General features: G+C 63.4%; 16 protein-coding genes and 1 riboswitch. Of the genes, 11 read left to right on the plus strand and 5 right to left on the minus strand.

Going from position 1 to position 22,306, the window contains the following annotated elements:
* The 3 genes from ACYVHC_RS17975 to mobC all read right to left on the minus strand — a co-directional run.
* Positions 1–313, minus strand: a 313-nt coding sequence (locus ACYVHC_RS17975) for an amidohydrolase family protein (RefSeq protein ID WP_460615176.1), incomplete at its 3' end; no start/stop codon positions are given.
* A gap of 395 nt (positions 314–708) precedes the next feature.
* On the minus strand, positions 709–2,295 hold the full coding sequence (locus tag ACYVHC_RS17980) for a DUF3945 domain-containing protein (RefSeq protein ID WP_460615177.1): 1,587 nt from the start codon (positions 2,293–2,295) through the stop codon (positions 709–711).
* Positions 2,296–2,468: 173 nt separating this feature from the next.
* Positions 2,469–4,478 (minus strand): conjugal transfer protein MobC, encoded by a 2,010-nt coding sequence (gene mobC / locus ACYVHC_RS17985; RefSeq protein WP_460615178.1) that lies wholly within the window; start codon positions 4,476–4,478, stop codon positions 2,469–2,471.
* A 297-nt stretch (positions 4,479–4,775) separates the two neighbouring features.
* Between mobC and ACYVHC_RS17990 the strand changes: the two genes are divergently transcribed.
* The 6 genes from ACYVHC_RS17990 (at position 4,776) to ACYVHC_RS18015 (ending at position 14,822) form a co-directional block, all read left to right on the plus strand.
* Positions 4,776–7,820, plus strand: a complete 3,045-nt coding sequence (locus tag ACYVHC_RS17990) for an SWIM zinc finger family protein (RefSeq protein WP_460615179.1) — start codon at positions 4,776–4,778, stop codon at positions 7,818–7,820.
* A 9-nt stretch (positions 7,821–7,829) separates the two neighbouring features.
* The gene (locus tag ACYVHC_RS17995) at positions 7,830–8,927 is read left to right on the plus strand and encodes an ATP-binding protein (protein ID WP_460615180.1); all 1,098 of its coding nucleotides are present in this window, start codon (positions 7,830–7,832) and stop codon (positions 8,925–8,927) included.
* Between the two features lie 111 nt (positions 8,928–9,038).
* The gene (locus ACYVHC_RS18000; protein ID WP_460615181.1) at positions 9,039–11,351 is read left to right on the plus strand and encodes a DUF5682 family protein; all 2,313 of its coding nucleotides are present in this window, start codon (positions 9,039–9,041) and stop codon (positions 11,349–11,351) included.
* Positions 11,352–11,533: 182 nt separating this feature from the next.
* On the plus strand, positions 11,534–12,643 hold the full coding sequence (locus ACYVHC_RS18005) for a vWA domain-containing protein (protein ID WP_460615182.1): 1,110 nt from the start codon (positions 11,534–11,536) through the stop codon (positions 12,641–12,643).
* A gap of 315 nt (positions 12,644–12,958) precedes the next feature.
* Entirely contained in the window at positions 12,959–13,327 is a 369-nt protein-coding gene (locus ACYVHC_RS18010; protein ID WP_460615183.1) for a VOC family protein, read from the plus strand.
* Between the two features lie 253 nt (positions 13,328–13,580).
* Positions 13,581–14,822 carry a PQQ-dependent sugar dehydrogenase gene (locus ACYVHC_RS18015; RefSeq protein WP_460615184.1) on the plus strand — a complete coding sequence of 414 codons (1,242 nt, stop codon included), beginning with the start codon at positions 13,581–13,583 and terminating at the stop codon, positions 14,820–14,822.
* Between the two features lie 72 nt (positions 14,823–14,894).
* Here ACYVHC_RS18015 and ACYVHC_RS18020 read toward each other — a convergent pair whose 3' ends face one another.
* The gene (locus tag ACYVHC_RS18020; protein WP_460615185.1) at positions 14,895–15,731 is read right to left on the minus strand and encodes a relaxase family protein; all 837 of its coding nucleotides are present in this window, start codon (positions 15,729–15,731) and stop codon (positions 14,895–14,897) included.
* Complete coding sequence (locus ACYVHC_RS18025; protein ID WP_460615186.1) at positions 15,728–16,048, minus strand: MobC domain-containing protein; 321 nt, start codon at positions 16,046–16,048, stop codon at positions 15,728–15,730. Before ACYVHC_RS18025 ends, ACYVHC_RS18020 begins: the two co-directional genes overlap by 4 nt.
* A gap of 1,009 nt (positions 16,049–17,057) precedes the next feature.
* On the opposite strand from ACYVHC_RS18025, the gene ACYVHC_RS18030 reads away from it, so the two are divergent.
* The 5 genes from ACYVHC_RS18030 (at position 17,058) to ACYVHC_RS18050 (ending at position 22,281) form a co-directional block, all read left to right on the plus strand.
* Positions 17,058–17,873, plus strand: a complete 816-nt coding sequence (locus tag ACYVHC_RS18030; RefSeq protein WP_460615187.1) for a ParA family protein — start codon at positions 17,058–17,060, stop codon at positions 17,871–17,873.
* 8 nt (positions 17,874–17,881) lie between these two features.
* Entirely contained in the window at positions 17,882–18,508 is a 627-nt protein-coding gene (locus tag ACYVHC_RS18035; protein WP_460615188.1) for a hypothetical protein, read from the plus strand.
* Positions 18,509–18,809: 301 nt separating this feature from the next.
* Positions 18,810–18,999: riboswitch (cobalamin riboswitch) on the plus strand.
* Positions 19,000–19,617: 618 nt separating this feature from the next.
* Positions 19,618–20,115: a response regulator transcription factor gene (locus tag ACYVHC_RS18040; protein WP_460615189.1), complete on the plus strand. Its 498-nt coding sequence runs from the start codon at positions 19,618–19,620 to the stop codon at positions 20,113–20,115.
* Positions 20,116–20,236: 121 nt separating this feature from the next.
* On the plus strand, positions 20,237–21,223 hold the full coding sequence (locus ACYVHC_RS18045; protein ID WP_460615190.1) for an aldo/keto reductase: 987 nt from the start codon (positions 20,237–20,239) through the stop codon (positions 21,221–21,223).
* 137 nt (positions 21,224–21,360) lie between these two features.
* A complete protein-coding gene (locus tag ACYVHC_RS18050; RefSeq protein ID WP_460615191.1) occupies positions 21,361–22,281 on the plus strand; it encodes a helix-turn-helix domain-containing protein in 921 nt (306 codons plus the stop codon).
* Positions 22,282–22,306 lie beyond the last annotated feature (25 nt).

A 22,306-nucleotide genomic window follows, 5' to 3' on the forward strand; every position in this document is an offset into this window, starting at 1 on the left:
GGTAGTCCTCAATGGGAAAGGGTTCGCCGTCTACGTTGGGAAAATGGGCATGCATGTCGTACAGTCCGGGCATGACGAATTTGCCTGGCGCATCAATCACTACCGTGCCCTTGGGAAACTTTTGCTTGGTGCGCCCAACGGCCACGATCTTACCATTGCTGATCAGGACATTGGTGTTGGATACGATTGATCCCGATTGTACATCCACCACGTTCACACCCCGGAAGGCATAGCTTCTTTCCGCCTTTTTCAAGGATTGGCTATTGCCCACCATGGAAAAAAGGCAGAGCAATAGCAAATAACAGTACTTCATTGTCAAAGCGCGTTTGGGGAGTAGGATGGAGCTTAAATAAAAATGAGTCAGTGAGTTGCAGTCGGAGTTTCTAGGCTCCAGGCTACCGTATGGTTGATGGCTATCAACCTCTCACTGACTCGCAGGGGCAAGGTATTCAGTTGCTGCTGCCGGTGCAACGGCGTCGGCGCTTGTAGTTTGCGGTACGTCTTCCATGCCTTACGCTACGTCTGCCGTAGGGCTATCAGGGGCCAGTCCGGCCCCCGCAGCGCTGGGTCGTCGAGCGTACCATTGCCTGGCTGGCCTGTTTTCGCCGCTTAGCCGTCGACTACACCCCTTGCAGTCATGTCACTTGGCTGCTAGTCGCCACCATAGCCTTGGGTTTACATCTCCGCCCCTAATTCCCCCATACGCTCTTAGGGGCGGGGCCCCCGCCTTTTTGCCGGGACCGCTGGTTCTTTCAAAGTAGTGGCCTTAACAGTCCTGGTCTGCGCTGGCGCTGCCTGCTTGTTTTCGGGCACCTGCCGCTGCTGCCGCTCGTGGGCCGCGGGTCGGATCTCAATGCAGGCCCTGGCCGCGTTGACCTGCGCCGTGCCGTCAAACGGCCGGCCGTCGTGGCCGCTGACCATGCCCGCCAGCGCCACGGCTTTGCCCTCGCGCAGGTCGTGGCTTTGCTCGGGGCTGAGCGGCACGCCGGCAATGGTGTCGCGCAGGCTCACCTTGCTTTCCGGGAGCACTACTACCTGGTTCATGGCCGGGTCCACGGCCACGAAACCATTATACGCCCGGCCCTGCGCATCTTTCAGGCCGCGGACCAGCCCCGCGTTGCCTGCCCGCTCCAGGTTTTCGCGCTGCTCCGGCGTCAGCCGGCGGCCCCCGATCTCGTTGGGGATGATTAAGTTAGCCTGGGGTAGCTCCAGCTGAAGGGTAACTGAGGTATCCGCCTCGCGGTGCAGCACCATCTTGGCGGCAAACCGGACCGGCTCCTGCCCCGGGGCTCCGGCCACCTCCAAGGGGAGCAGGTTTGTTTTCTGGCCTGAGAGCAGCTTTGTCAGCTGGCCGCTTTTCTCCAGGTGCTCGGCCGTCAGCCCGAGCGAGCCCAGCACCTGCTGGGGCAGGTCAGCTACGGCAAACGGTGGGGCCCCGGCAGCAGGTGGGGGCGCCAGGGGCGCAGCTATCCCGGGGGCGACGGCCGGCTTGCGGTCCTGCTTCTGCCCGGACGGCGGGGAGACGGCAGGGCTGGCCGGCTGGAGCAGGCGGGCCTGCAATTCCCGCCGGGTTTTCTCGTAGTCCACCTCCAGGCTCTGCCGCGTTTTAGGGCCGCCGTGGAGGTGGGCGTAGAAGTTTTTCAGAAAGGCCGAGGCCGGGTTGCCGCTGGACTCGATGTCGAACAGGCTTTTGCCCTCGCGCAGCACGTGCTCGCTGACCTGGCCCTGCAACTGGGCGAGCTGCCGCACCCGCTGCTGCGCGGCCGTCTGCTGCCCCTGCTCGGGCAGGGTGAGCGCGTGCTTGGGTACGGCGGCGAGCTGGGCGCTGAGGGCATCCCACTGCTTTACGCCGAAGGCTTGGGTTACGTGGGCGGCCGCCGGCACCACCCGGGCCTGCTGGTCGGGGCCGAGGCGGTCCCAGCGGCGGATCGTCTGCTCGTGCTGCTCCACCACTTCCAGGCCGTTACGCACTTGCTTGAGGCCCTGGAGGATGCTTTCCAGCTCCAGCAGCCGGTCACTGCCCGGGTCATAGCTTACAGGAAAGCGGCCCCGGAGCTGCCCCTCCCCTACCGACTCCCAGGTCAACGCCCCGACGGCGACGCCCGCATCTTTCAGCTCGCTCAGGTAGGCGCGCATCTCCAGCAGGGGAGCCACCTCCTCACCCCGCTGCTGCCAGCGGATTTCTACCTGCCCCACTTCGCCGGCCGCTGTGGCGACCGGCCCCACCCCTTCCAGCGGGGGCGCTACAGCCGTGGGGACCTGGTTGACGGATGGGATATCATCTTGCTTGGCCATGGAAAAAGAAGGGTTAGAAAGAACGCAAACCGAAAGTCGACGCGGCAAACCTATTCGCGGCCCCAATCCGACCAGCTGAAAGTTGACGGACGGTTGAAAACAACGGCTGAGTTACGCGCAGGCTACACGAACGGCCTCCCGACAAGCGCCGGCCCTCCCCGCCCGGGTCCGCCTTACTTTTCGGCCTTTTCCCGAATCAGGTGCTGCAGCAGGGGATCCTGCTTGATGCGCCGCAGCTCCCGCTGGCATAGCTCCTTGACGTCGGCTTTGATCTGGTTGAAGTTGGCTTTGATCAGCTGCTCGGCCTCATCCTGGACCGTGGCCGGGTTGATAAAGCTGGTGATGTCGGGAATGGGCAGCAGGGCGCCGGCCTCAGTAGCCACCCGCTGCCCATCTACCTGGATGCGGGCGTGAAACACCTTCTGGCTGATTTCCTCCCCGAAGTTGTCGGCCACCGCCCCCACGAAGGTGCCCTGGGTCAGGTTGGCAATCGTGCTGGGGGGGATCATGCTGTCCATCTGGGTGGAGAGGCCGGTGCTGGTCTCGCGCATGTTCATCGTCAGGCTCTGGCGCTGCTGCAGAATTTTGCCGAACCGCTCGCTTAGCCACTTGCCGCTGGTGCCGGCCACCTGCCCGCTGAAGACGTTGCCCACCGTGTTTTTAATGACTTCGGCTTCCCGCGGCCCGTAGTCGCGCTCGAGCTGGGAGAAGTCCTGAAAGCCCAGGCAGGTGGAGACCTTGTTGCTGCGGGCCGTGGCAATGAGGTTGTCCAGGCCCTTGAAATAGATGGTGGGCAGCTCGTCGATGATCAGCGAGCTTTTGCGCTTGCCCTTCTGGTTGACCAGCTTGACCAGGCGGGCGTTGTAGAGGCCCAGGGCGGCCCCGTAGATGGCCTGGCGCTCGGGGTTGTTGCCCACGCACAGGACCTTGGGCTCGGCGGGGTTGTTGATGTCCAGGGTAAAGTCGTTGCCCGACATCACCCAGTAGAGCTGGGGCGAGGCCAGGCGCGAGAGCGGGATGCGGGCCGAGGCAATCTGCCCCTCCAGCTGCTCGATGGCATCTTTCTGGTACGCCGATACGAAGGGCTTGACCAGGTTTTCAATCTCGGGGTAGGAGGCCAAGACCGGGAAAATCTCCTCGTAGTCCCGGCTCAGAAACTCAATCACGTGGGGGAAGGTGCAGTAGCGGCCCTTTTCAAACAGCTTAAGAAACCAGATGATGGCGGCTACGAAGTTGATGGGCGACTCCACGAAAAAGTCCCCCTGCTTTTGGATCCAGCTTTTATTGAGGTTGAGCATAATGGTGGAGGCCGACTCGTAGGCGTCCACGATGTCGGTCATCAGCTCCGGCAGCAGGGGGTTGCAGCGGTGGCTTTTGCGGGGGTTGTCGAAGTTGATGACGTAAAAGCCCACGGGCTGGTCAAACTTGTCCTGGTGGCGCAGCAAGGTGTTGTAGCAGATGCGGCTCAGGTCGTCAAACTTGTAGTCGTAGATGTACATGCAGAAGCCCTTCTGCAGGTGCTGGCGGATAAACTCAGTGATGATGGCAAACGATTTGCCCGAGCCGGGGGTGCCCAGCACCATGGTGGCCCGGAAGGGATTCACCACGTTCAGCCACCCTTGCCGTTTTTTGCCCCGCAGCCAGTACTCCGTGCGCAGGTTTACCGAAAACTCGTTTTCCAGCCGGCGCTCCTCCTGGGGAAAGCTCTCGTTGCCTTTGTTGAAAATATCCTCCAGCAGGGTGTGGTTGAACAGCCGGCTCAGCCAGGCGCCCGCGCTCAGCAGCAGCAGAAAGCCCGCCGTCAGCAGTCCGGCGTAGAGGGCCGTGGCCAGCCCGGCGGGCAGGGCCACGCGGCGCACCAGGTCCGCCCCGTACAGCACCGCCAGGCCCAGCCCGGCCGAGACCGCCACGGAGATGCCTTTTACCGTTTCATCTTTACGGCCCCGGGTGCCCAGGCAGCTCAATAGCAAAAAAACGACGGCCAGGGTTTTGCTGACCCAGCTGGCTTGAAACAGGAAAGTGTTCCTGGTGAAGCTTTCGAGCAGGCCCTGCACCACGGCCGGAGCCCAGCCCTGGGCCTTAAAATAGCCGAAGCAGTAGTAGTAGAGGTTCAGGGCCAGCAGCCCGATGGCCAGCAGGCGCATGAGCTCCATGATTTTACGGAGTCCCTTTTCGTCTTCCATTAGTTACAGCGCACGTTAGGTTGGGATTGCATCCGGCAACCTACCTGGGGCAGCGGACACCGCTGGGCACTTCTTGACCAGCAGCCGAAAGTCGGGGACGAGTGGCTGCCCCGGCACACGAGCGGGCCAACCCCCTCTCGCCGCCCGCTTAGTGCCGCGGCCCCTGCAGCAGCCAAGTCAGGCAGCCCGGGTGTGCCAAGCTATAAGCCCCCAAAATGTGGCGGGAAAAGCAGGGAGAATGTGGCTTCCGTCGCTATTTTGCGGTGTCATGCCAGCGTACCTTATTCGTTTTACTTCTTGATCAGCTATTCCGAAGACCAAGCCCAGGCTTTCGTCGCGGACGCGGGCACCTTGCAGCGCGGCAAGCAGTTGGCTCAACCCACCAAGTGGGCGAATCTGGGCCGTACGCAAGCGGCTACCTGGGGTGAGTGCGCCGGCAGCGGCTCCAAACCCTATTTGACCGGCATTGACCTGCGGGAGCCGGCGTTTAAGTGCTCCTGCCCGAGTCGGGTGTTTCCCTGCAAGCACGGAGCAGGGTTGCTGCTGTTGCTGGCCCGCCAGCCGGCCCTGTTTGCCGGCACCCAGCCACCCCCCTGGCTGGAAGAGTGGCTGGCTAAGCGGGTGCAGACGCAGGAAAAAAAGGCGGTAAAAGTAGCGTCTACTCCACCCGTTGCAGCGGAAAATCCGCGTAGCGCTGCCCCTGAGAACTTCGAGGGCAAGGTCAGTGAAGAGTCGGGCAGCGGGGTGTCGCCCGCCCGGCTAGCTCGGATGGAGCAAGGTATAAACGAGTTGGACACCTGGCTGCTCGACCTGGTGCGCCACGGGCTGGCGACGCTTGATCAGCAGCCCGCTAAATTTTGGGCAAACCAGGCGGCCCGTTTAGTTGACAACCAGCTGCCTGGTATAGCCGGCATTATCCGGGAGCTCGGCCTGCTGCGGCACGCGCACGCGGACTGGCCGCGCCGCCTGCTGGCCCGGCTCGGCGAGCTGTACTGGCTGGTGCGGGCCTTTCAGAATCGGGACCAGGTACCGGCTGCCACCCGCCATGAGCTTTTGCAGCAGGTAGGGGTAACGATCAAAAAAGAGGAGCTGGCCGCCTACTCCCCTCCCCAAACTGACCGCTGGCAGGTCCTAGGTCAGGTAACCTGGGAAGAGGACCGGCTCACGGCCCGGCGCAGCTGGCTGCACGGGCTGGCCAGTGGCCGCTACGCCCTGGTGCTGGAGTTTGCCTTCGGCAGCCAACCCTTTGCTACGCCCCTGGTGCCCAATGGCGTCTACAGCGGGCAGGTCCTGTATTACCCTGGCCCCCTTCCCCTCCGGGCCGCCCCGGTAACCTTGACTTTCGAAGCATCCGGCCCGGAAAGGGATGCTCCCCCGGCTCAGCGGATACCTCAGCTCCTGGATGACTACGCGGGCGCCCTGGCCCGCCAACCCTGGCTGCGTGAGTGGCCGGCCGCCCTCAGCCAGGTGGCGCCCGTACGGCAGCCCGATGGCAGCTGGGTGCTTCAGCACCCCAACGAAGCAGCGGCCCTCCCCCTGCGTTTTCTTCGGGAAGAGGCCCCCTGGGAGCTGTTGGCCCAAAGTGGAGGTCATGCCCTTACGCTGTTTGGTGAATGGGACGGCCAAGCCTTCCGTCCGCTGGGAAGCTGGCCGTGGAAGGCCAGCAGCGATGCGGCAGGGCAAGCGCTTGCCCCACCCACCGCTCTGGTCTCTGCTGCTTTCTCCTCCGCCGAGCAGCAAGGGCCTACTACAGAAGCCAGCCCGACAAGCGAAGCCCTGCCAGAAATCAGGTATCCGGCCTTTTCTCAGCTACTGCGCATTGGGCTGCTGGGCACTCGCCAGAGTGGGGAATCCGTTCCTTTACTTCCGGGAATAACTTCGCCAGCGGACAGCCCAGAGCAGCAGCTGCTGCTGGTAGCCGGAACCCTTGCTCTCCTGCACAAGGCCGGCTTTCAGCCCCCGCAGACGGCGGTATCAGTACCAGCTCCGGCCCCAGCCGAGAGCTGGGAGCCCCTGGGCCCCCTGGGCACCGAGCTATTCCGCACATTGCTGGAAACCAACCGCTACGGGGCGTTTCGCACCGACTATTGGACCCGGATGGGGCAGCACCAGCGCCTGGTTCCGCCGAGCTTGTTGGTGGCCGCGTTGAACACGGAAAGCTTTCGCCTGCATCTGCCCGGACCCCTGCTGGCGATCCTGGGGGAGCGGGGACGTTGGCTGGCCCAGCAAAATCCCGAATGGCAAGCTAGGCTAGCCACGGAGCACCCTGCAGAAGATCCGACCACCTGGGAAACGGGCACCCTTCCCCAGCGCCGGTTTCTACTTCAGAACCTGCGCAAATCCAACCCGGAGTTGGCCCGCCAACTAGTAGCGGCAGCCTTACCAACTGAGCCGGCCGCTACCCAGGCCGCGTTGTTAGCAGAACTGGAGCATGCACTGACGGCCGCGGACGCGCCCCTGCTGACATCTTATTTGTCATCTAAAAGCAAAGAAGTGCGCCAAACAGTGGTGCCCCTGCTGGTGCGCCTGCCAGAATCGGGGTTGGTCGAGCGCCTGTGGCACCGGGCCATTCCTCTGCTTACGGTGAAGCGCCCGTTAGTGGGGCGTAACAAGCTAGTGGTAGCCTTACCTGAGCAGTGGGACAAAACGTGGCTTACGGATGGTATTGAGTTGAAAACGGCCAGCTTTGAGGGCGGCGAGCGGGCGGGTCAGCTGGGCCAGCTGCTAGCCTTGATTCCTCCCAGCCGTTGGGTTGCCCACCTGCAGGTTTCCGCGGAGGAGCTGCTGACGCTGGCCGAGGCCACGGACTGGCGGCCGCTGCTGCTGACGGCTTGGGCCCGGGCCGCCGTTGTGCATCAGGATCAAGTGTTTGCCCTGCCCCTGCTGCTGCGTCACTTCAGCCGGCAGCAGGTGCTGCCTCCCCAAACCGCCACCCACCTGCTGGGGCTGCTGACCCAGGCGGAGATGGTAGCCTGGGTGCGCCGCCTGCTGCCCCCTAACCGCCCCAAGGCCCCCGAGTTTTTGCCGGAGCTCCTGGCCTACCTGCCCGGCCCGTGGCCCGCCGACATCGTCCGGGCCACGCTGCGTCACCTGGCTGATGTGCTGGCCCCCCGAGTGGCTAACCACTACGCCGAGCCCTACCAGCGCCTGTCGGCGCTTTTAACCCGGCTGGCCAGCAGCCTGCCCGACGACCAGGTGCCGGCCTGCCCCCCTGTGCTCGAGCCCCTGGCCGAAAGATACCCCGCCGTGGCCCCCCTGGTCGAGCAGTTTTTGGACTCCGTGCGCTTTCGTCAGCAGCTGACCGCCAGCCTTACCGAACCGTCAACCCCCCTCTTCTACTAAGCCCGCTGTATGGCGACTACCCTTCCCCCTGACCTGCTGCGTCCCCACGCCGAAGACCTCTACGCCGAGGAGCTGGCGGCCCTGAAAGCGGCCGACGACCGGCCTAAACCTCCTAACTGGCTGCTCTCCCCCTGGGCCGTGGTTACCTACCTGCTCGGCGGCACGCTCGACAACGGCTTCGAGATTGAGCCCAAGTACATCGGGCAGCGGCGGCTGATGGAGATTGCCGTGGCTACCCTGGCCACCGACCGGGCCCTGCTGCTGCTGGGCGTGCCGGGCACGGCTAAAAGCTGGGTTTCCGAGCACCTGACCGCCGCCATCAGCGGGCACACCAACCTGCTGGTGCAGGGTACGGCGGGCACGGCCGAAGACAGTCTGCGCTACTCCTGGAACTACGCCCGCCTGCTGGCCGAAGGGCCTTCCCTGGGCGCGCTGGTGCCCAGCCCCCTGTACAAGGGCATGCAGGCCGGGCAGCTGGTGCGCATTGAGGAGCTGACCCGGATTCCGTCGGACGTGCAGGACACGCTGCTGACCATGCTCTCGGAGAAGGTGCTGCCCATTCCCGAGCTAAGCACCGAGATTCAAGCCACCCAGGGCTTCAACGTGATTGCCACGGCCAACGACCGGGACCGGGGCGTAAACGAGTTGAGCAGCGCCCTGCGCCGGCGCTTCAACGCCGTGGTGCTGCCCCTGCCCGCCACCCTGGCCGAGGAGGTGCACATCGTGCAAACCCGGGTTGCCAAGCAGGGCAAGGCCCTGCAGCTGCCCGTCGAGGCGCCGGCCCTGGAGCAGATTAGCCGCCTGGTAACCATCTTCCGCGAGCTGCGGGCCGGGGTGACCGACAACGGTAAAACCAAGCTGAAATCGCCCACCGGCACCTTGAGCACGGGGGAGGCCATTTCCGTCATGAACTCCGGCCTGGCCCTGGCCGCCTACTTCGGCGACGGCACCCTGCGCGCCCACGACCTGGCCGCGGGCCTGACCGGAGCCGTGATTAAAGACCCCGCTCCCGACCGCGTCGTGTGGCTGGAATACCTGGAAACAGTGGTCAAGGAGCGGGACGGGTGGAAGGACCTGTACCGCGCCTGCCGGGAGGTAGTGGAGTAAAGCAAGTACGGGCGGCCCGCCGGCCCCCGATTTTGCTTTCCCTGCCACCAGAGTTGAATGCTAGTTGCCGATCGGGTTCCCCCGTGCCCCCGGGTCTTTAGCTTATTTCCTATGCCTGCCGACCTTCGCTTATTCGGAATACGCCACCACGGCCCCGGCAGCGCGGCCAGCCTCCTGGCCGCGCTCGATGATTTCCAGCCCGATATCGTGCTGCTGGAGTGCCCGGCCGATGCCGAAGCGGCCCTGGCCACGGCCACCCACCCGGAGCTGCTGCCGCCGGTGGCTTTGCTGGTCTACAACCCCAAGCAGCAGGGCCAGGCTACGTTTCTGCCGTTTGCCGAGTTCTCGCCGGAGTGGCAGGCCATTCAGTGGTGCGCCCGCCACCAGGCCCACCTGCGGGGCATGGATTTGCCGATGTCCCTGCGGTTTGGAATGCGGGACGCGGCTGCGTTAGCCGCCCCGGCGCCCCCCTCCCCTACCCTGCCAGCACCCGAGTCCGCGGGCCAGGAACAGCCAAGCCCGGAAGATCCCTCGGCCGGGGCCGTGGCCCAGGACAGTAGCGCGGCCCCGGAGGCCGACCCCGTGGCCTACATTGCCCGGCTGGCGGGCTACACCGATTCCGAGCAGTGGTGGGAAACGCACCTGGAGCACGCTCCCGGCAACGCCGACACCTTTGCCGTGGTGCTGGAGCTGATGACGGCCCTGCGCGAGGAGCTGGCCCGCCCCGAAACCGAAGAAACCCTGCTGCGCGAGGCCTTTATGCGGGAGACGCTGCGGGCCACGCTCGCCCAGGGCTACCAACGGGTGGCAGTCGTGTGCGGGGCCTGGCACGCGCCGGTGCTGCGCGCCGAGCTGCTAAAGAAAGAAGACAAGGCCCGGCTCAAGGGCTTGAAAAAGGTACCTACGGAAACTACTTGGATTCCCTGGACCTACGAGCGGCTGTCGTTTAGCTCGGGCTACGGGGCGGGGGTGCTTTCCCCCGCCTGGTACGAGGTGCTCTTTACCGTGCCGCGGGCCCAGGTGCTCACGTACTGGATGGTGCAGGCCACCCGCCTGCTGCGCGGGCAGGATGTAGAGGCCTCCTCCGCCCATGCCATTGAAGGGGTGCGGCTGGCCGGGGCGCTGGCGGCCGTGCGCGGGCTGGCGCTGCCGGGCATCGAGGAGCTGCAGGAGGCGGCCGTGGCCATTTTAGGGGGCGGCTATGCCGAGCCGCTGGCCCTGGTGCACCGAACCCTGGTGATTGGCGACAAGTTAGGCGAGGTGCCCGCCGGGCTGCCGGCCACCCCCCTGCAGCAGGATCTCACCCAGCAGCAGAAAACCCTGCGCCTCAAGCCCGAAGCCCTGCCCAAGCCCCTGGATCTGGACCTGCGCCAGCCCACCCAGCTTGAGCGCAGCCACTTGCTGCACCGCCTGCGCCTGCTGGACATCACCTGGGGTGAACCCGAGCAGGCCAGCGGCAAAAGCGGCACTTTCCACGAAATCTGGCACCTGGCCTGGAAGCCGGAGCTGGCCCTGGCCGTCATTGAAGCCGGTCGCTGGGGCAATACGGTGCTCAGCGCCGCCGCGGCCCGGGCGACCGCCCGCGCCCAGGAAGCTACCAGCCTGGAAGTGGTCAGCCAGCTGCTGGAAGAAGCGCTGCGCGCCGACCTGGGCCCGGCCATTCCGGCGCTGGTTGCCCGGCTGGCAGCGATTGGGGCCAGTACGCGCGACGTAACCCACCTGCTGGCGGCCCTGCCCCCGCTGGTGCAGGTGCTGCGCTACGGCAACGTGCGCCGCACCGACACGGCCCAGGTAACCCTGGTGGTGCAGCAGCTCGTGCCCCGCCTCTGCATTGGCTTGCCCGCGGCCTGTGCGGGCCTGGACTATGATGCGGCCCGCCCCCTGCTTGCTTTGCTGGAAGGCACCCACCAGGCTATTCGGCTGCTGCTGCAGCCCGAGCAGGAGGCGGACTGGTACGGGGCCCTGGGCGCTGTGCACCGCAACGCCGCCAGCAACGGCCTCTTGGCCGGGGCGGCGGCCCGCTTTCTCTTTGACGCCCAGCAGGCCGATGCGGCCACGACGGCGACCTCGCTGGGCCTGGCGCTGGCCCCGGCGCAACCCACGGACTACGCCACGGCCTGGATCGAGGGATTCCTGCGCGGCAGCGGCCTGCTGCTGATTTACCACCGCGAGCTGTTTGGGCTGCTGGACAGTTGGCTGGGCAGCTTGCCCGAGCCCACCTTCCGCGAGATAGTGCCCTTGCTGCGCCGCGCATTCACCGACTTCTCCGTGCCCGAGCGGCGCCAAATCCTGGAGCTGGCCGGGCAGGATACGGCGGCCCCCCTGGCGGCGTCCGAGCAGGTGGAATTTAACTTAGCCCGCGGAGCGCGGGTGCTGCCGGGGTTGCGGGCTCTGCTGGGGGCGGCTTCCTTCTCAGCGGCCTGACATCATGGCCATGCCCTCTCCGCCCTCCTTTTACTCTCCAGTTGCCCTTGCCTATGCCTGCGGCCCGCTAAAGTCCCGGGCTCCCTATCCCCGGGCTTTGCCTGGGGGCACCCTTGCCTCCACGTCGACGCCACCGATTTTCTATCCTGCCACCACCAGCCTAACCGTTTTTTCCTACCGCCATGAATACCACCCGCTGGAAGCTTGTTCTGGGTAGCGCGGCCGATGCGGCCAATGCCGTACCCCTGCCGCCCGACTATGGCCGCATGGACGACGTGCTCACGGCCCTCTACGATGGCGACAAAGCCGAGCGCAAGGGCGGCCTGGGCGGGTCGGCCCCGCGGGTAAGCCGCTGGCTGGGGGACATCCGCGAGTACTTTCCCACGGAAGTAGTGGCCGTGATGCAGCAAGACGCTATGACGCGCCTGGGGCTGAATCAGCTGCTGCTGGAACCGGAAATCCTGCGCACCGTGCAGGCGGATGTGCATCTGGTAGGCACGCTCATGTCGCTCAGCCGCGTGATGCCCCAGAAGGCCAAAGCCACGGCCCGCGAAGTGATCACCAAGGTGGTGCGGGAGCTGGAGAAAAAGCTGGCCAACCCCCTGCGCCAGGCCGTGCAGGGCGCCCTGAGCCGGGCCGTGCGCAACCCGCGCCCCCGCTTCCACGAAATTGACTGGGGCGCCACTATCAAAGCCAACCTGCGGCACTACCAGGCGGCCCACAAAACCGTCATTCCGGAACGCTTAGTGGGCTTTGGCCGCCGCGGGCAGGCCCTAAAAGAGATTGTGCTCTGCGTGGACCAGAGCGGATCCATGGCCTCCTCGGTGGTCTACGCCGGCGTGTTTGGAGCGGTCTTAGCCTCGCTGAAAGCGGTAAAAACCCACATGGTCGTCTTCGACACGGCCGTGGTAAACCTAAGCGAAACCCTGCGCGACCCGGTGGATTTGCTGTTCGGCGTGCAGCTCGGTGGCGGCACGGATATCAACCTGGCCCTCACCTACTGTCAGCAGCTCATCACCCGCCCTACCGACACCATTCTGGTGTTGGTGACGGATTTGTACGAGGGCGGCAATGAACGGGAAATGATCAAGCGGGCGGCCGCCCTGAAGGCGGCAGGAGTCAACCTGGTGGTGCTGCTGGCCCTTAGCGATGAGGGAGCCCCGAGCTTTGACCGCCGGGTGGCCGAGCAGCTGGCGGCCCTGGGGATTCCCAGCTTTGCCTGCACGCCGGAGCGGTTTCCGGAGCTGATGGCTGCCGCCATCCAGGGTCACCCCCTAAAAGCGCAGGCCTAAACCAGGGCCTTAATACGGGGCATTCAACCCCTCTGGTCGGCTAACTCAGGCGCGGCTTACCCGGCAAGGCGGGTAGGACGGCACGGGCATCGCCCGGGCTGAACGTGTACTCCCCCCTCCCTTTCCGAGTGCTTTGCCCCTGCGCAGACTTTTCCCGGCGTACGGCCCCGCCGCACCCAGGCGGGCCGTTGTGGTAGATGGTGTGCCAAACCAGAAAGTTATTGTCAGCGCCCCTTAACTCATGTCTGGCCAAGAAGCTTCATCTTGCCCGGTACTGCAGGCCGTATTCCGTCAGCATCTTAATCCCCTGCCATCATGCCCTCACCAGTCCTTTCCATCCGTGCCTTTATCGGAGCCAAAGACTTTGCCGTGTCACGGCGTTTCTACTGCGCCTTCGGTTTCACCGAACTGGTTATCTCCCCAGCTATGTCGTATTTCTCCCTCCAGGGCGTAGGCTTTTACCTGCAGGATTACTACCTGCAAGACTGGGTTGATAACACGATGCTGTTTTTGGAAGTAGCGGATGTTGAGCAGTATTGGGCGCAACTAACCGCCCTGGACTTACCTAGTCAGTACGAGGGCGTACGCCTTCTACCGGTCCGTCAGGAAGCTTGGGGCAAGGAGGGCTTCGTGCAGGACCCCTCCGGCATTCTGTGGCACATCGGCGAATTTCGCCCGGGATAAACCGGTTTCCTGCAGCAGGGACCCTAAGTACTGCCTCCAACCGAGGTGGCTCGCCCCTGGGCACCCCGGACCAGGGCTAGGGCGCCCGTCGCGAAGGGCAAGGCCGCGCAGATCTTTAAGGCAACCAAAGCAGCCCTAGGTTTTAAGAAAACGTGCCTGCCCACCCGAGCATTTTACCCCCTTTCCCCAGGCCTTTACGTTCTGAGACAAGGGGCAACCGCCCGCTGCCTGCCGCCCACCAAAAACACCGCGCATGAAATACCGTTTGATGTTCACCCTGGCCGCTTCGCTTACCTGGCTTTCGTGCTCCCGCCCGGGGGATACCGCTCCCGACTCTACCCCTGCTCCCCCTGCTCCCCCTACCACCGGGAAACCGGTTGAAACCAAGGCCCCCAATGCTTCTTATCGCCCGGCCGTTGCGGGGCAGACTCGGGTGGGCGGGGTAACGACCACCACCCGCTACCGGGCCGCGGCCATCACTTCATCCTTAGCCAACCCCTGGGGCATCACGGCGCTGCCCGATGGCCGCCTGCTGGTTACCGAGAAAGCCGGCCGCCTGCGCCTGGTTTCTGCCTCCGGTACGGTAAGTGAGCCCATTACGGGCTTGCCCCCGGTAAACGCCGCCGGGCAGGGCGGGCTGCTGGACCTGTGCCTGGACCCGGACTTTGCCACCAACCGGCTGGTGTACTGGTCCTTTTCCGAGGCCCGCCCGGGGGGCAACCTGACGGCCATCGCCAAGGGCCGCCTGGCCGACAACGACCGTACCATGGAGCAGGTAAGGGTTATCTACCGGGCGGAGCCCGCCTACGAGGGAACCCTTCACTACGGGGGGCGCGTCGTGTTTGACCGCATGGGTCACCTGCTGGTGAGCACCGGCGAACGGTCTGATCTGGTTACCCGGCCCCAGGCCCAGGCCGTTGCGTCCGGCCTGGGCAAGATCCTGCGCATCACCCGGGAGGGGCAGCCGGCGCCCGGCAACCCGGTATTTACCCAGGCCGGGGCCCGCCCCGAGCTTTTTTCCCTGGGCCACCGCAATCCCCAGGGGCTGGCCCTGCACCCCGTCACCGGGGAGGCCTGGCAAAGTGAGCACGGCCCCCGGGGCGGGGACGAAATCAACCGCTTGCGGGCGGGGGCCAACTACGGCTGGCCTACTATTACCTACGGCCTGGAATACAGCGGCCAGGCGGTGGGCAGTGGCCTCCAGGAAAGCCCGGGCCTGGAGCAGCCCGTTTACTACTGGGACCCGGTGGTGTCGCCCAGCGGCATGACCTTCTACACGGGCAGCCGCGTGCCCGAATGGCAAAACAACCTGTTTATCGGCGCCCTCAGCGGCCAGCACATCGTGCGCCTGGTGATCAGCAACAACCGGGTAGTGGGCGAAGAGCGCCTGCTGGCCGGGGAAGGGCAGCGCTTCCGCGACCTCACCCAGGGCCCGGATGGGGCCTTGTATGCCATCACCGACCAGGGGCGCCTCTACCGTATCGACCGCGACTAGCCACCGGGGCCTGGCGCTCGGCAGCCGACACCAGCCAACAAAGCCTCCCGCTCCCGGCGGGGGCTTTGTTGGTTATAACCGCGGCCCTTTTCTGCGGTTCTGCGCCAAGGGCTTGAGCGAAGGGGTGGTCCCGGCCGGCGGGGCCACTGCCCGCTCTCGGGCGGCCGCTGGCCGTAACACTTCCCGCAGCCGGGCGGCTGGGAAGCCCACCTCCTGCCCCCTGACGCGTACTCCCTCCACCTCAAAGCTGACCCCGCGCAGGATCCCGCCCCGGTCATGGCGGAAGCGTGCCTGCACCCGGCGCGGGTGCAGCTGGGCTTTCAGCCACTGCTCCCCTCCCCTCTCGGGCCGGCTGAAAATCTCCCCTAGCATCTGCCGTACCTGTTCGCGCAACGCGGCTTTTTTGGGGTCCAGCTCCTGGCGGCGGCGGCGCTCCGGCAAGGGCTGCAGGCCCAGCTCCTGACTTATTTGCCGGACAATACCCGGTTGCCGGTAGTAATTATTGTTGGTCCGCAGGGCCGGCCCACCGTCAACGGGCACCCGGTTAAGGTAGATGTGAATGTGGGCGTGTTGCTTGTCCCGGTGCTCGTATACGACTACCTGGTGGCGGTCAATGGGGGCGCCAATCAGCTCGCAGTACCGGCGGGCGGCCGTTACTTTTTGCGCCTGGCTGATCACCTCCCCTGCCTTCCAGGAGAGCACGGTGTGCCACACGGGCTTGCGTATTTTTCTGCTCAGGCCCGCGATCGATTGCATCTCCCGCGCCATCTCCTGGGGGCTGCCGGGAATAACATTGGCTACCACCAGGAGGGGCGCTTCCCCAGGTGTTTTCTCCCTCCCCGACCGTAGGCCGGCTCCGTAGGTGAGGGCGCCTTCAAAGTCTTTGCCCGTTACCGTTTTGGCGATCATACTAGGCAGCGTCGAATCAAGGAAAGGGCTTGGCGCAGCTCGGCTTCGTGGGCGCGGAAGGCCTGACCGGTCTGGGCCAGGTGGGCTAGTTGATGAAGGCTGGTCCCCAGGCCCACCAGCTGGCGGCGCAGCTCCGCCGGCATGGCTTCCTTGACCGGGGCTCCCATTCCCAGCTCCCGGAGATAATCGGATACTTTCCGGTAGCCGGCCGCGGCCGCCCTGGCCGAAATGGCTTTCTTTTCAGCTGCAGTTACCCGGAAGTGGATCTGCTGGTCGCGGTTTACTTCTACCGTTTCAGGCTTAGCTTCGACGCTCATATCAGTTACGTGGGTTCACGCCGCTACCCTACGGAAAAATCCGTTAAAAGGCTGCTTTGCCCCATTTCTCCCTCTGGTAAGCGCTGGATAAAGCAAGCCATGTCCTTGTGTACACAACGACATGGCTTGCTTTATCCAGCGCTCACGGCTACGGCAGCTAACCATAGAAGCCATACAACCAGGTGTTCAACCTAGTAACATATGCTTCATTGCTTCAAAACTTCAATATATCACTGAAGATTAATTCGTGATATGTCCGAGTCGGTACTTTCAGTTTTTCAGGAGCGAAACCTTTAAGCCAAATTCGATGTGCTTCAGTGCTTCATTACTTCAATGCTACTAGTTAGTGGCATTGAATACAACTTGTCATTCGTGCTACCAGGTTAATTGGTGCTTCATCGGCTCTCTGCTTCAACGCTTCAGCTTATCACTGTTAGCGATTATTTGTATTCGAAATATATGTTTCATTGTTTCGATGTTGCTTTGCTTCATTGAAGCATTGACATAATGAATCTACATTACAATGCATCAATACTTCATTGGGTATATGCATCAATACTTCAACACTTCAATAAACCAACATATCATAAATCCTTTGTTTCATTGCTTCAAATAATCTATGCTTCAAAAAAACAGAGAAGTATCGTCTCATAAATTTGTTGAAACTTTGAAGCAACGCTTCATAGATGGTGTGAAGTATTGCTTCTAAAAAGACAATGAAGCAATGCTTCGTTATAACGTAGTTTCACAGTATCAACGGTGCGCTGAAGATCTGTATCCCTGCCTCATAATTATTCTGCTTCAACGCTTCATTTTGTTAATGCTTCACTATACATTTGAAGCATTATAGCGGTGCTTCAAAATATTATTGCAGCAAAGAAGCAGTAAAGCTATGCTTCTTTGCTTCGACACGATAGCGCTTCAATATTGCTTTGAAGCAATGCTTCAAATAGCACATTGCGTTATTACGGCTCGCATCATTTCTTTTGCTCTTCACCTTAGCTTCCGTATGAAACAACCCCGGGTTATTGCCTTCGCCACTCAGAAAGGAGGGGCGGGGAAGTCAACGATCGGCACGCACGTGGCCTCCGCGCTTTGCTACCTGTACGGCTACAAGGTCGCCATGCTGGACTGCGACTATCCCCAGAACACCCTGCACGCCTACCGCCACCACGAGCAGCAGCAGCTGCAGTCCGATGTGGCCTTCCAGGAGCGCCTTATCAAGCAGGGGGTTACCCCGTATCCCATCGCTATCTCCAGCATGGAGAAAGCGGTGGAAGCCATCGATACGCTGGCGGAAAAGGAGTTTGATTTTATCCTGGTCGATACCCCCGGCACCGTCAACGTGGCCGGCTTAAGCGAGCTCTTGGAGCGGGTGGAGTATATCTTCCTGCCCATGGAGCCGGACATGGGCACCATTGCCTCCACCATGTCCTACATGCACATCCTGGGCAACTTCACCCAGGCCCAGCGCCCCGAGTCCAACCTGGTGGGCTTCTATGCCTTCTGGAATAAATTCCTGAAGGCGGAGAAGCGCACGGTTTACACCAAGACGGCCGAGCTTTTCCGGGAAAAGGGCTACCCGCTGCTCAACAGCCGGGTGGAGTCTTTGGTCAGCATCAAGGACAAGCGCTCCACCATGTTCCCCATGCCGGAAAAGGAGCTCGGCAAGCTTGGGCTCGGCAGCCTGATAACGGAGATTCTGGACCTGGTGGAAGGTAAAGGCAGCGTCACGCCCTCCGGCAAGACCATCAACTTCACTCCGGTGGAATATGAGCAGCCCACTGCGGTAGCGGCGGATACCCTGGACGATAACGCGAAATAACTGTTCCCATGGCCAAGAAAACACCAGAATCGAAAGAGGCCGCGGCCGAGCGGCGCCAGCGCGAACTTGCCGCCCTTACCTCCGGGGTAGCGGCTTTCAGCCTGATGGGGGAGGCGCCCCGCCTGCCCACCCCAGAACCGGCCCCAGTACCGGCCCCGGTGGCCGTTGCCCCCCCGGCTGAGCCCGCCCCGGCGGCAGCAAGCCAGCCCGAGCCGAAAAAGCCGGCCCCCGCCCGGGTTTCGGGCAAAGCCGCGCCGGCGGCCAGGGGAGGGCAGGAGACCCCGGCTCCTGCGGCCGTAGCGGCCCCCGAGCCGGAGGACGAGGAGGAAGACGAGGACAAGGACGAGTTGGCGGAAGCCGAGGCCGCCCCGGCCGAGCCCCTGCTCCCGGTAACTCCGGGCGAGCTGGACCTGGCTTCCCTGTTCGTGCCCTCCACGGAAAAGAAGGGGACAACCCTGCGCATCACGGCTGACCACCAGCAGTTTTTTACCAACCTGGGCTTTATCCTGGGCAGTGGGGCTTCAGCCCCCGACATCATCCACAACATTCTCAACCGCTTCCGGGCCGAGCACGAGGCGCAGATCCTGAAGGCCATGAAAAAGCAGCTGCGCCAGATGATGGCGCCCAAGAAATAAGGCCCGGGAACCGCGCAAGCCGCCCGGGGCCCGCAGGGTAGGGGAGAGGGGCGCAAGCCGGGGTCTTCCTGGCTTTCTGCGGCGGCCCGGCCCCATTCGTGTCCGGCGGGGAAACGGCCCGCCAGCGCAAGCCTAAAAAATTGCAGCCCAACTCCTTGTGCGCCAGCGCCACCGGAGTTGGGCTGCTTTGTTTGGCGGCCACCCGGGCGGCAAAAAAGGGCCCTAGGGGGCTGCAAAGGAACTTTTCCGGCAACCGGAGGAAATCAGGCCGCGTATACGCCGCATCCCATGTTCTTTGCAATCTTCAATTGCCGTAGTGTGGTTTCCGGGTAATTCCGGGATTAAAAAGGAACCGTGTGTGATTCACGGACTGTCGCGCAACTGTAAGTGCCCCCCAGTTATAGTCAACTACCGCGCCATTGCCCTGAAGGGGTGAGAAGGCCGACTATAATGGCACAAGTCAGGATACTTGCCCGCTACGACTGGAGACGAATGCCCTCGCACGTAGGGGCAGATCTCTGGCACATTGACCCCAAGTGAAGTAGCCCCGCGCCCGCCCGGGACTTCCGTGCCCGCCGGTCGGCAGGGTATTCCGGCTCTCTTCCTGGCGGTCTGGCCACCCTGCCCCCGCTGTTAGAGCCGGCATTTGTTTGTTGCGAGAATGGTCCTTCCATTCCCCAAACGAAGTAGTATGCTCCTGCTTGCCTTCCCCAGCTTCCCGCGCTCTGGAAGTTTGTGTTTGCTTTTTCCAGCCACTTGCCCGCTGCCCCCTGGCCGGGCAGAAGCCGGCCCACCCGGGCCCGCCGGACTCCCGCTCACCTAGCCGGCCCCCGCTGCGTCCGGGCGCCGCCCGGCTCGCGTCCCCGGCTGCTCCAGCCCTCCACATCCCTAGCGCGCCGGCTTTCCGCCGCCGGCTTACCCCGGCGTGCCCCGGCCCCCTCACCGTGCAGCTGCCCGGAACCGGGCGCTGCAAAGCAAGCTCCTGCTCGGGGCGCCGCGGAGTGCTATAAATGAGGCCAGCGGGCGGGGAACAGCCGCCAGCCCCGGCACGGGCAGAAAAGTGCTTCGCGCCTGAATCCATTGCGTATCCTTTCCCCCACAACCCAACCATGTCTACCATCCTCATAGTTGAAGACGAGATTGTAACGGCCGACAAAATTACCCGCCTGCTAACCCGGCTGGGCTACCAGGCCCTGGAGCCGGTGACTCGTAATGAGGAAGCGCTCCAGGTGTTGTCCCGGCCGGCCGGTTCGCGCCCGGAGCTTCTCGCGGCGGCAGGGCCCGGGCCCCAGCTCCGGGACTATCTGTTCGTGCGCAAGGAGGCCGCCTACGTGAAGGTGCTGCTCCGAGAGATTCTGTACTTCGAGGCCCTGCAGAACTACGTGCGTCTGCACACGGTGCGGGAAAAGTTTGTGTTTGACTCCACCCTGAAAAAGCTGGCGGAGAAGCTGCCCGCCCAGTTTTTGAAAGTTCATCGCTCTTACATCGTCAACCTGGACCACGTGCAGGCCTACGAGGAAGGCTGCGTGGAGCTGGGCACCAGCTGCGTGCCGGTCAGCCGCTCCTGCCGGGAAGAGCTGAAAAGCCGGATCTACATGGTCGGGTAGGGGAGGGGAAGGCGCGATATGTGCTGCAGAAGCTGCGGTTTGTATACAAGTCCAGGGAAGCCAGCCGCCGACCTTTGCCAGCAGTTACGTTTTCTTTTTCACCTTCCCTTACAACAAGGATATGAGCAGCATCCATACCGTGGCCCTGGGCCGCCAGGGCCTCGTGGTTCCCATTCAAGGCCTGGGCTGCATGGGCATGACCACGCTAGCGGGCATGACCATCTACAGTCCGGCCGACGAAGCCGAGAGCATTGCCACCATTCACCGGGCCCGGGAGCTGGGCGTGAACTTCCTGGACACGGCCGACCTCTACGGCCCCCTGCTCAACGAGCAGTTGGTAGGCAAGGCCATAGCTGGCCAGCGGGCGCACTACCTGATTGCCACCAAGTTCGGCTATGAGATTGACGCGGCCGGGCAGCTTAGCCCCAGCCTGGCCATCAACGGCCAGCCCGCGTACATCCGCCAGGCGGTTGAGCGCTCCCTGCGCAACCTCAAAACCGACTACATCGACCTGTATTACATGCACCGGCCGGATCCTGGCGTGCCCATTGAGGACTCGGTGGGCGCCATGGCCGAGCTGGTGCAGGCCGGCAAGGTGCGCTACCTGGGTTTAAGCGAAGTACCGGTGGCGACCATCCGGCGGGCCCACGCCGTGCACCCCCTGACGGCCATTCAAACCGAATATTCGCTTTTTGACCGGGGCGTAGAAGCCGACGGGGTGCTGGCCCTAACCCGGGAGCTGGGCATTGGCTTCGTGGGCTATTCGCCCCTGGGTCGGGGCTTTCTGACCGGGGCCATCAAACGCCTGGACGACCTGGACGGCGGTGACTTCCGCCGCCACATGCCGCGCTACCAGCCCGAAAACTTTGCCCGGAACCGGCAGCTGGTGGATAAGCTGGAACACCTGGCCCGGGCCAAGGGGGTAACGCCCGCCCAGCTGGCGCTGGCCTGGGTACTGGCCCAGGGGGTGGTTGCCATCCCCGGCACCAAGCGCGTGTCCTACCTGGAAGCCAACGTGGCAGCGGCCAGCATTGGCCTAAGCCCGCAGGAGCTGGCGGAGATTGATGCCACCCTGCCCGTGGGCAGCACGGCCGGTGCCGCGTACTAAGCCCGCGCGCAAGGGTGCCAGGCCGGATGCTGCTCAATAGCGTACCTTCCACCTACTAGCGGCCGCCCCGGGCCTGGCGCCAGGCCCGGGGCGGCCATTTTTTTCATCCTCCCTGCCCGCACGAGCGTGCCCGTCCCATGAAAAAAGTATCCCAGGATATGCGGGTACTCCGCACCGTTACGGATTACACCCGGCTTTGTGGCCTGCCGGCGCCGGCCCATCCCCTGCTCACGCTCATCGACCTGGAGCAGACCCGGCACAACGTGCTACCCGCCGACCTGCCGCCCTTGCAGCAGCAGTTCTACACCGTATGGTTGAAAAAGAATTTTCAGGGTAAGGTGCGCTACGGGTATCAGTCCTACGACTTCGGCGAGGGCGTTATGGGCTTTATGGCTCCCGGGCAGGTAAGCGCCCTGGATGCCAGCCTGGATATTTCCCGGCTTAGCGGCTGGATGCTGGTGTTTCATCCCGACCTGCTGCGCAAGTACCCCCTGGGGCAGAAGATCAACGGGTACGGGTTCTTTTCCTACCACGTACACGAGGCCCTGCACGTCTCGGCCCAGGAAGAAGCCCTGCTCGACAGCTTGCTGCTCGTAATTCAGCGGGAATACGAGCGGCCCATTGACGCCTTCAGCCAGGACGTGCTGGTAGCGCAGCTGGAGGTGTTGCTCAGCTACGCCAACCGCTTCTACCACCGGCAGTTTTTAACCCGGCGCACGGCCGAGCACGACCTGCTCAGCCGTTTCGAGGCGGAGTTAACTGCCTACTTCCGGCGGGAGGGTGAGCCGTCCCTGCCCACGGTGCAGTATTTCGCCGACGCCCTGCTCGTGTCCCCCGCTTACCTGGGCGACATGCTGCGCGCTCTTACCGGGGAAAGCACCCAGCAGCACCTGCAGCGGGCCCTGATTGAGCAAGCCAAACAGCTGCTGCTGACAACCTCCCTGTCCATCAACGAAACGGCGTTTCAGCTCGGCTTTGAGTATCCCCAGTATTTCTCGCGGCTCTTTAAAAGCAAAACCGGTCTTTCGCCCGCCGCATTTCGCTTTGCCGCCCAGTAAGGTTTCTGGGCTTGTTTAACGCCGG

The organism is Hymenobacter seoulensis (assembly GCF_054780535.1).

What these genes read in the sequence shown, in the direction of transcription:
- ACYVHC_RS18040 (WP_460615189.1), top strand. Translation starts at nt 19,618, where the DNA reads ATGTCTACCATCCTCATAGTTGAAGACGAGATTGTAACGGCCGACAAA.
- ACYVHC_RS17995 (WP_460615180.1), top strand. Translation starts at nt 7,830, where the DNA reads ATGGCGACTACCCTTCCCCCTGACCTGCTGCGTCCCCACGCCGAAGAC.
- ACYVHC_RS18000 (WP_460615181.1), top strand. Translation starts at nt 9,039, where the DNA reads ATGCCTGCCGACCTTCGCTTATTCGGAATACGCCACCACGGCCCCGGC.
- ACYVHC_RS18045 (WP_460615190.1), top strand. Translation starts at nt 20,237, where the DNA reads ATGAGCAGCATCCATACCGTGGCCCTGGGCCGCCAGGGCCTCGTGGTT.
- ACYVHC_RS18050 (WP_460615191.1), top strand. Translation starts at nt 21,361, where the DNA reads ATGAAAAAAGTATCCCAGGATATGCGGGTACTCCGCACCGTTACGGAT.
- ACYVHC_RS18005 (WP_460615182.1), top strand. Translation starts at nt 11,534, where the DNA reads ATGAATACCACCCGCTGGAAGCTTGTTCTGGGTAGCGCGGCCGATGCG.
- ACYVHC_RS18035 (WP_460615188.1), top strand. Translation starts at nt 17,882, where the DNA reads ATGGCCAAGAAAACACCAGAATCGAAAGAGGCCGCGGCCGAGCGGCGC.
- ACYVHC_RS18010 (WP_460615183.1), top strand. Translation starts at nt 12,959, where the DNA reads ATGCCCTCACCAGTCCTTTCCATCCGTGCCTTTATCGGAGCCAAAGAC.
- ACYVHC_RS17980 (WP_460615177.1), bottom strand. Translation starts at nt 2,295, where the DNA reads ATGGCCAAGCAAGATGATATCCCATCCGTCAACCAGGTCCCCACGGCT.
- ACYVHC_RS18025 (WP_460615186.1), bottom strand. Translation starts at nt 16,048, where the DNA reads ATGAGCGTCGAAGCTAAGCCTGAAACGGTAGAAGTAAACCGCGACCAG.
- ACYVHC_RS18030 (WP_460615187.1), top strand. Translation starts at nt 17,058, where the DNA reads ATGAAACAACCCCGGGTTATTGCCTTCGCCACTCAGAAAGGAGGGGCG.
- mobC (WP_460615178.1), bottom strand. Translation starts at nt 4,478, where the DNA reads ATGGAAGACGAAAAGGGACTCCGTAAAATCATGGAGCTCATGCGCCTG.
- ACYVHC_RS18020 (WP_460615185.1), bottom strand. Translation starts at nt 15,731, where the DNA reads ATGATCGCCAAAACGGTAACGGGCAAAGACTTTGAAGGCGCCCTCACC.
- ACYVHC_RS18015 (WP_460615184.1), top strand. Translation starts at nt 13,581, where the DNA reads ATGAAATACCGTTTGATGTTCACCCTGGCCGCTTCGCTTACCTGGCTT.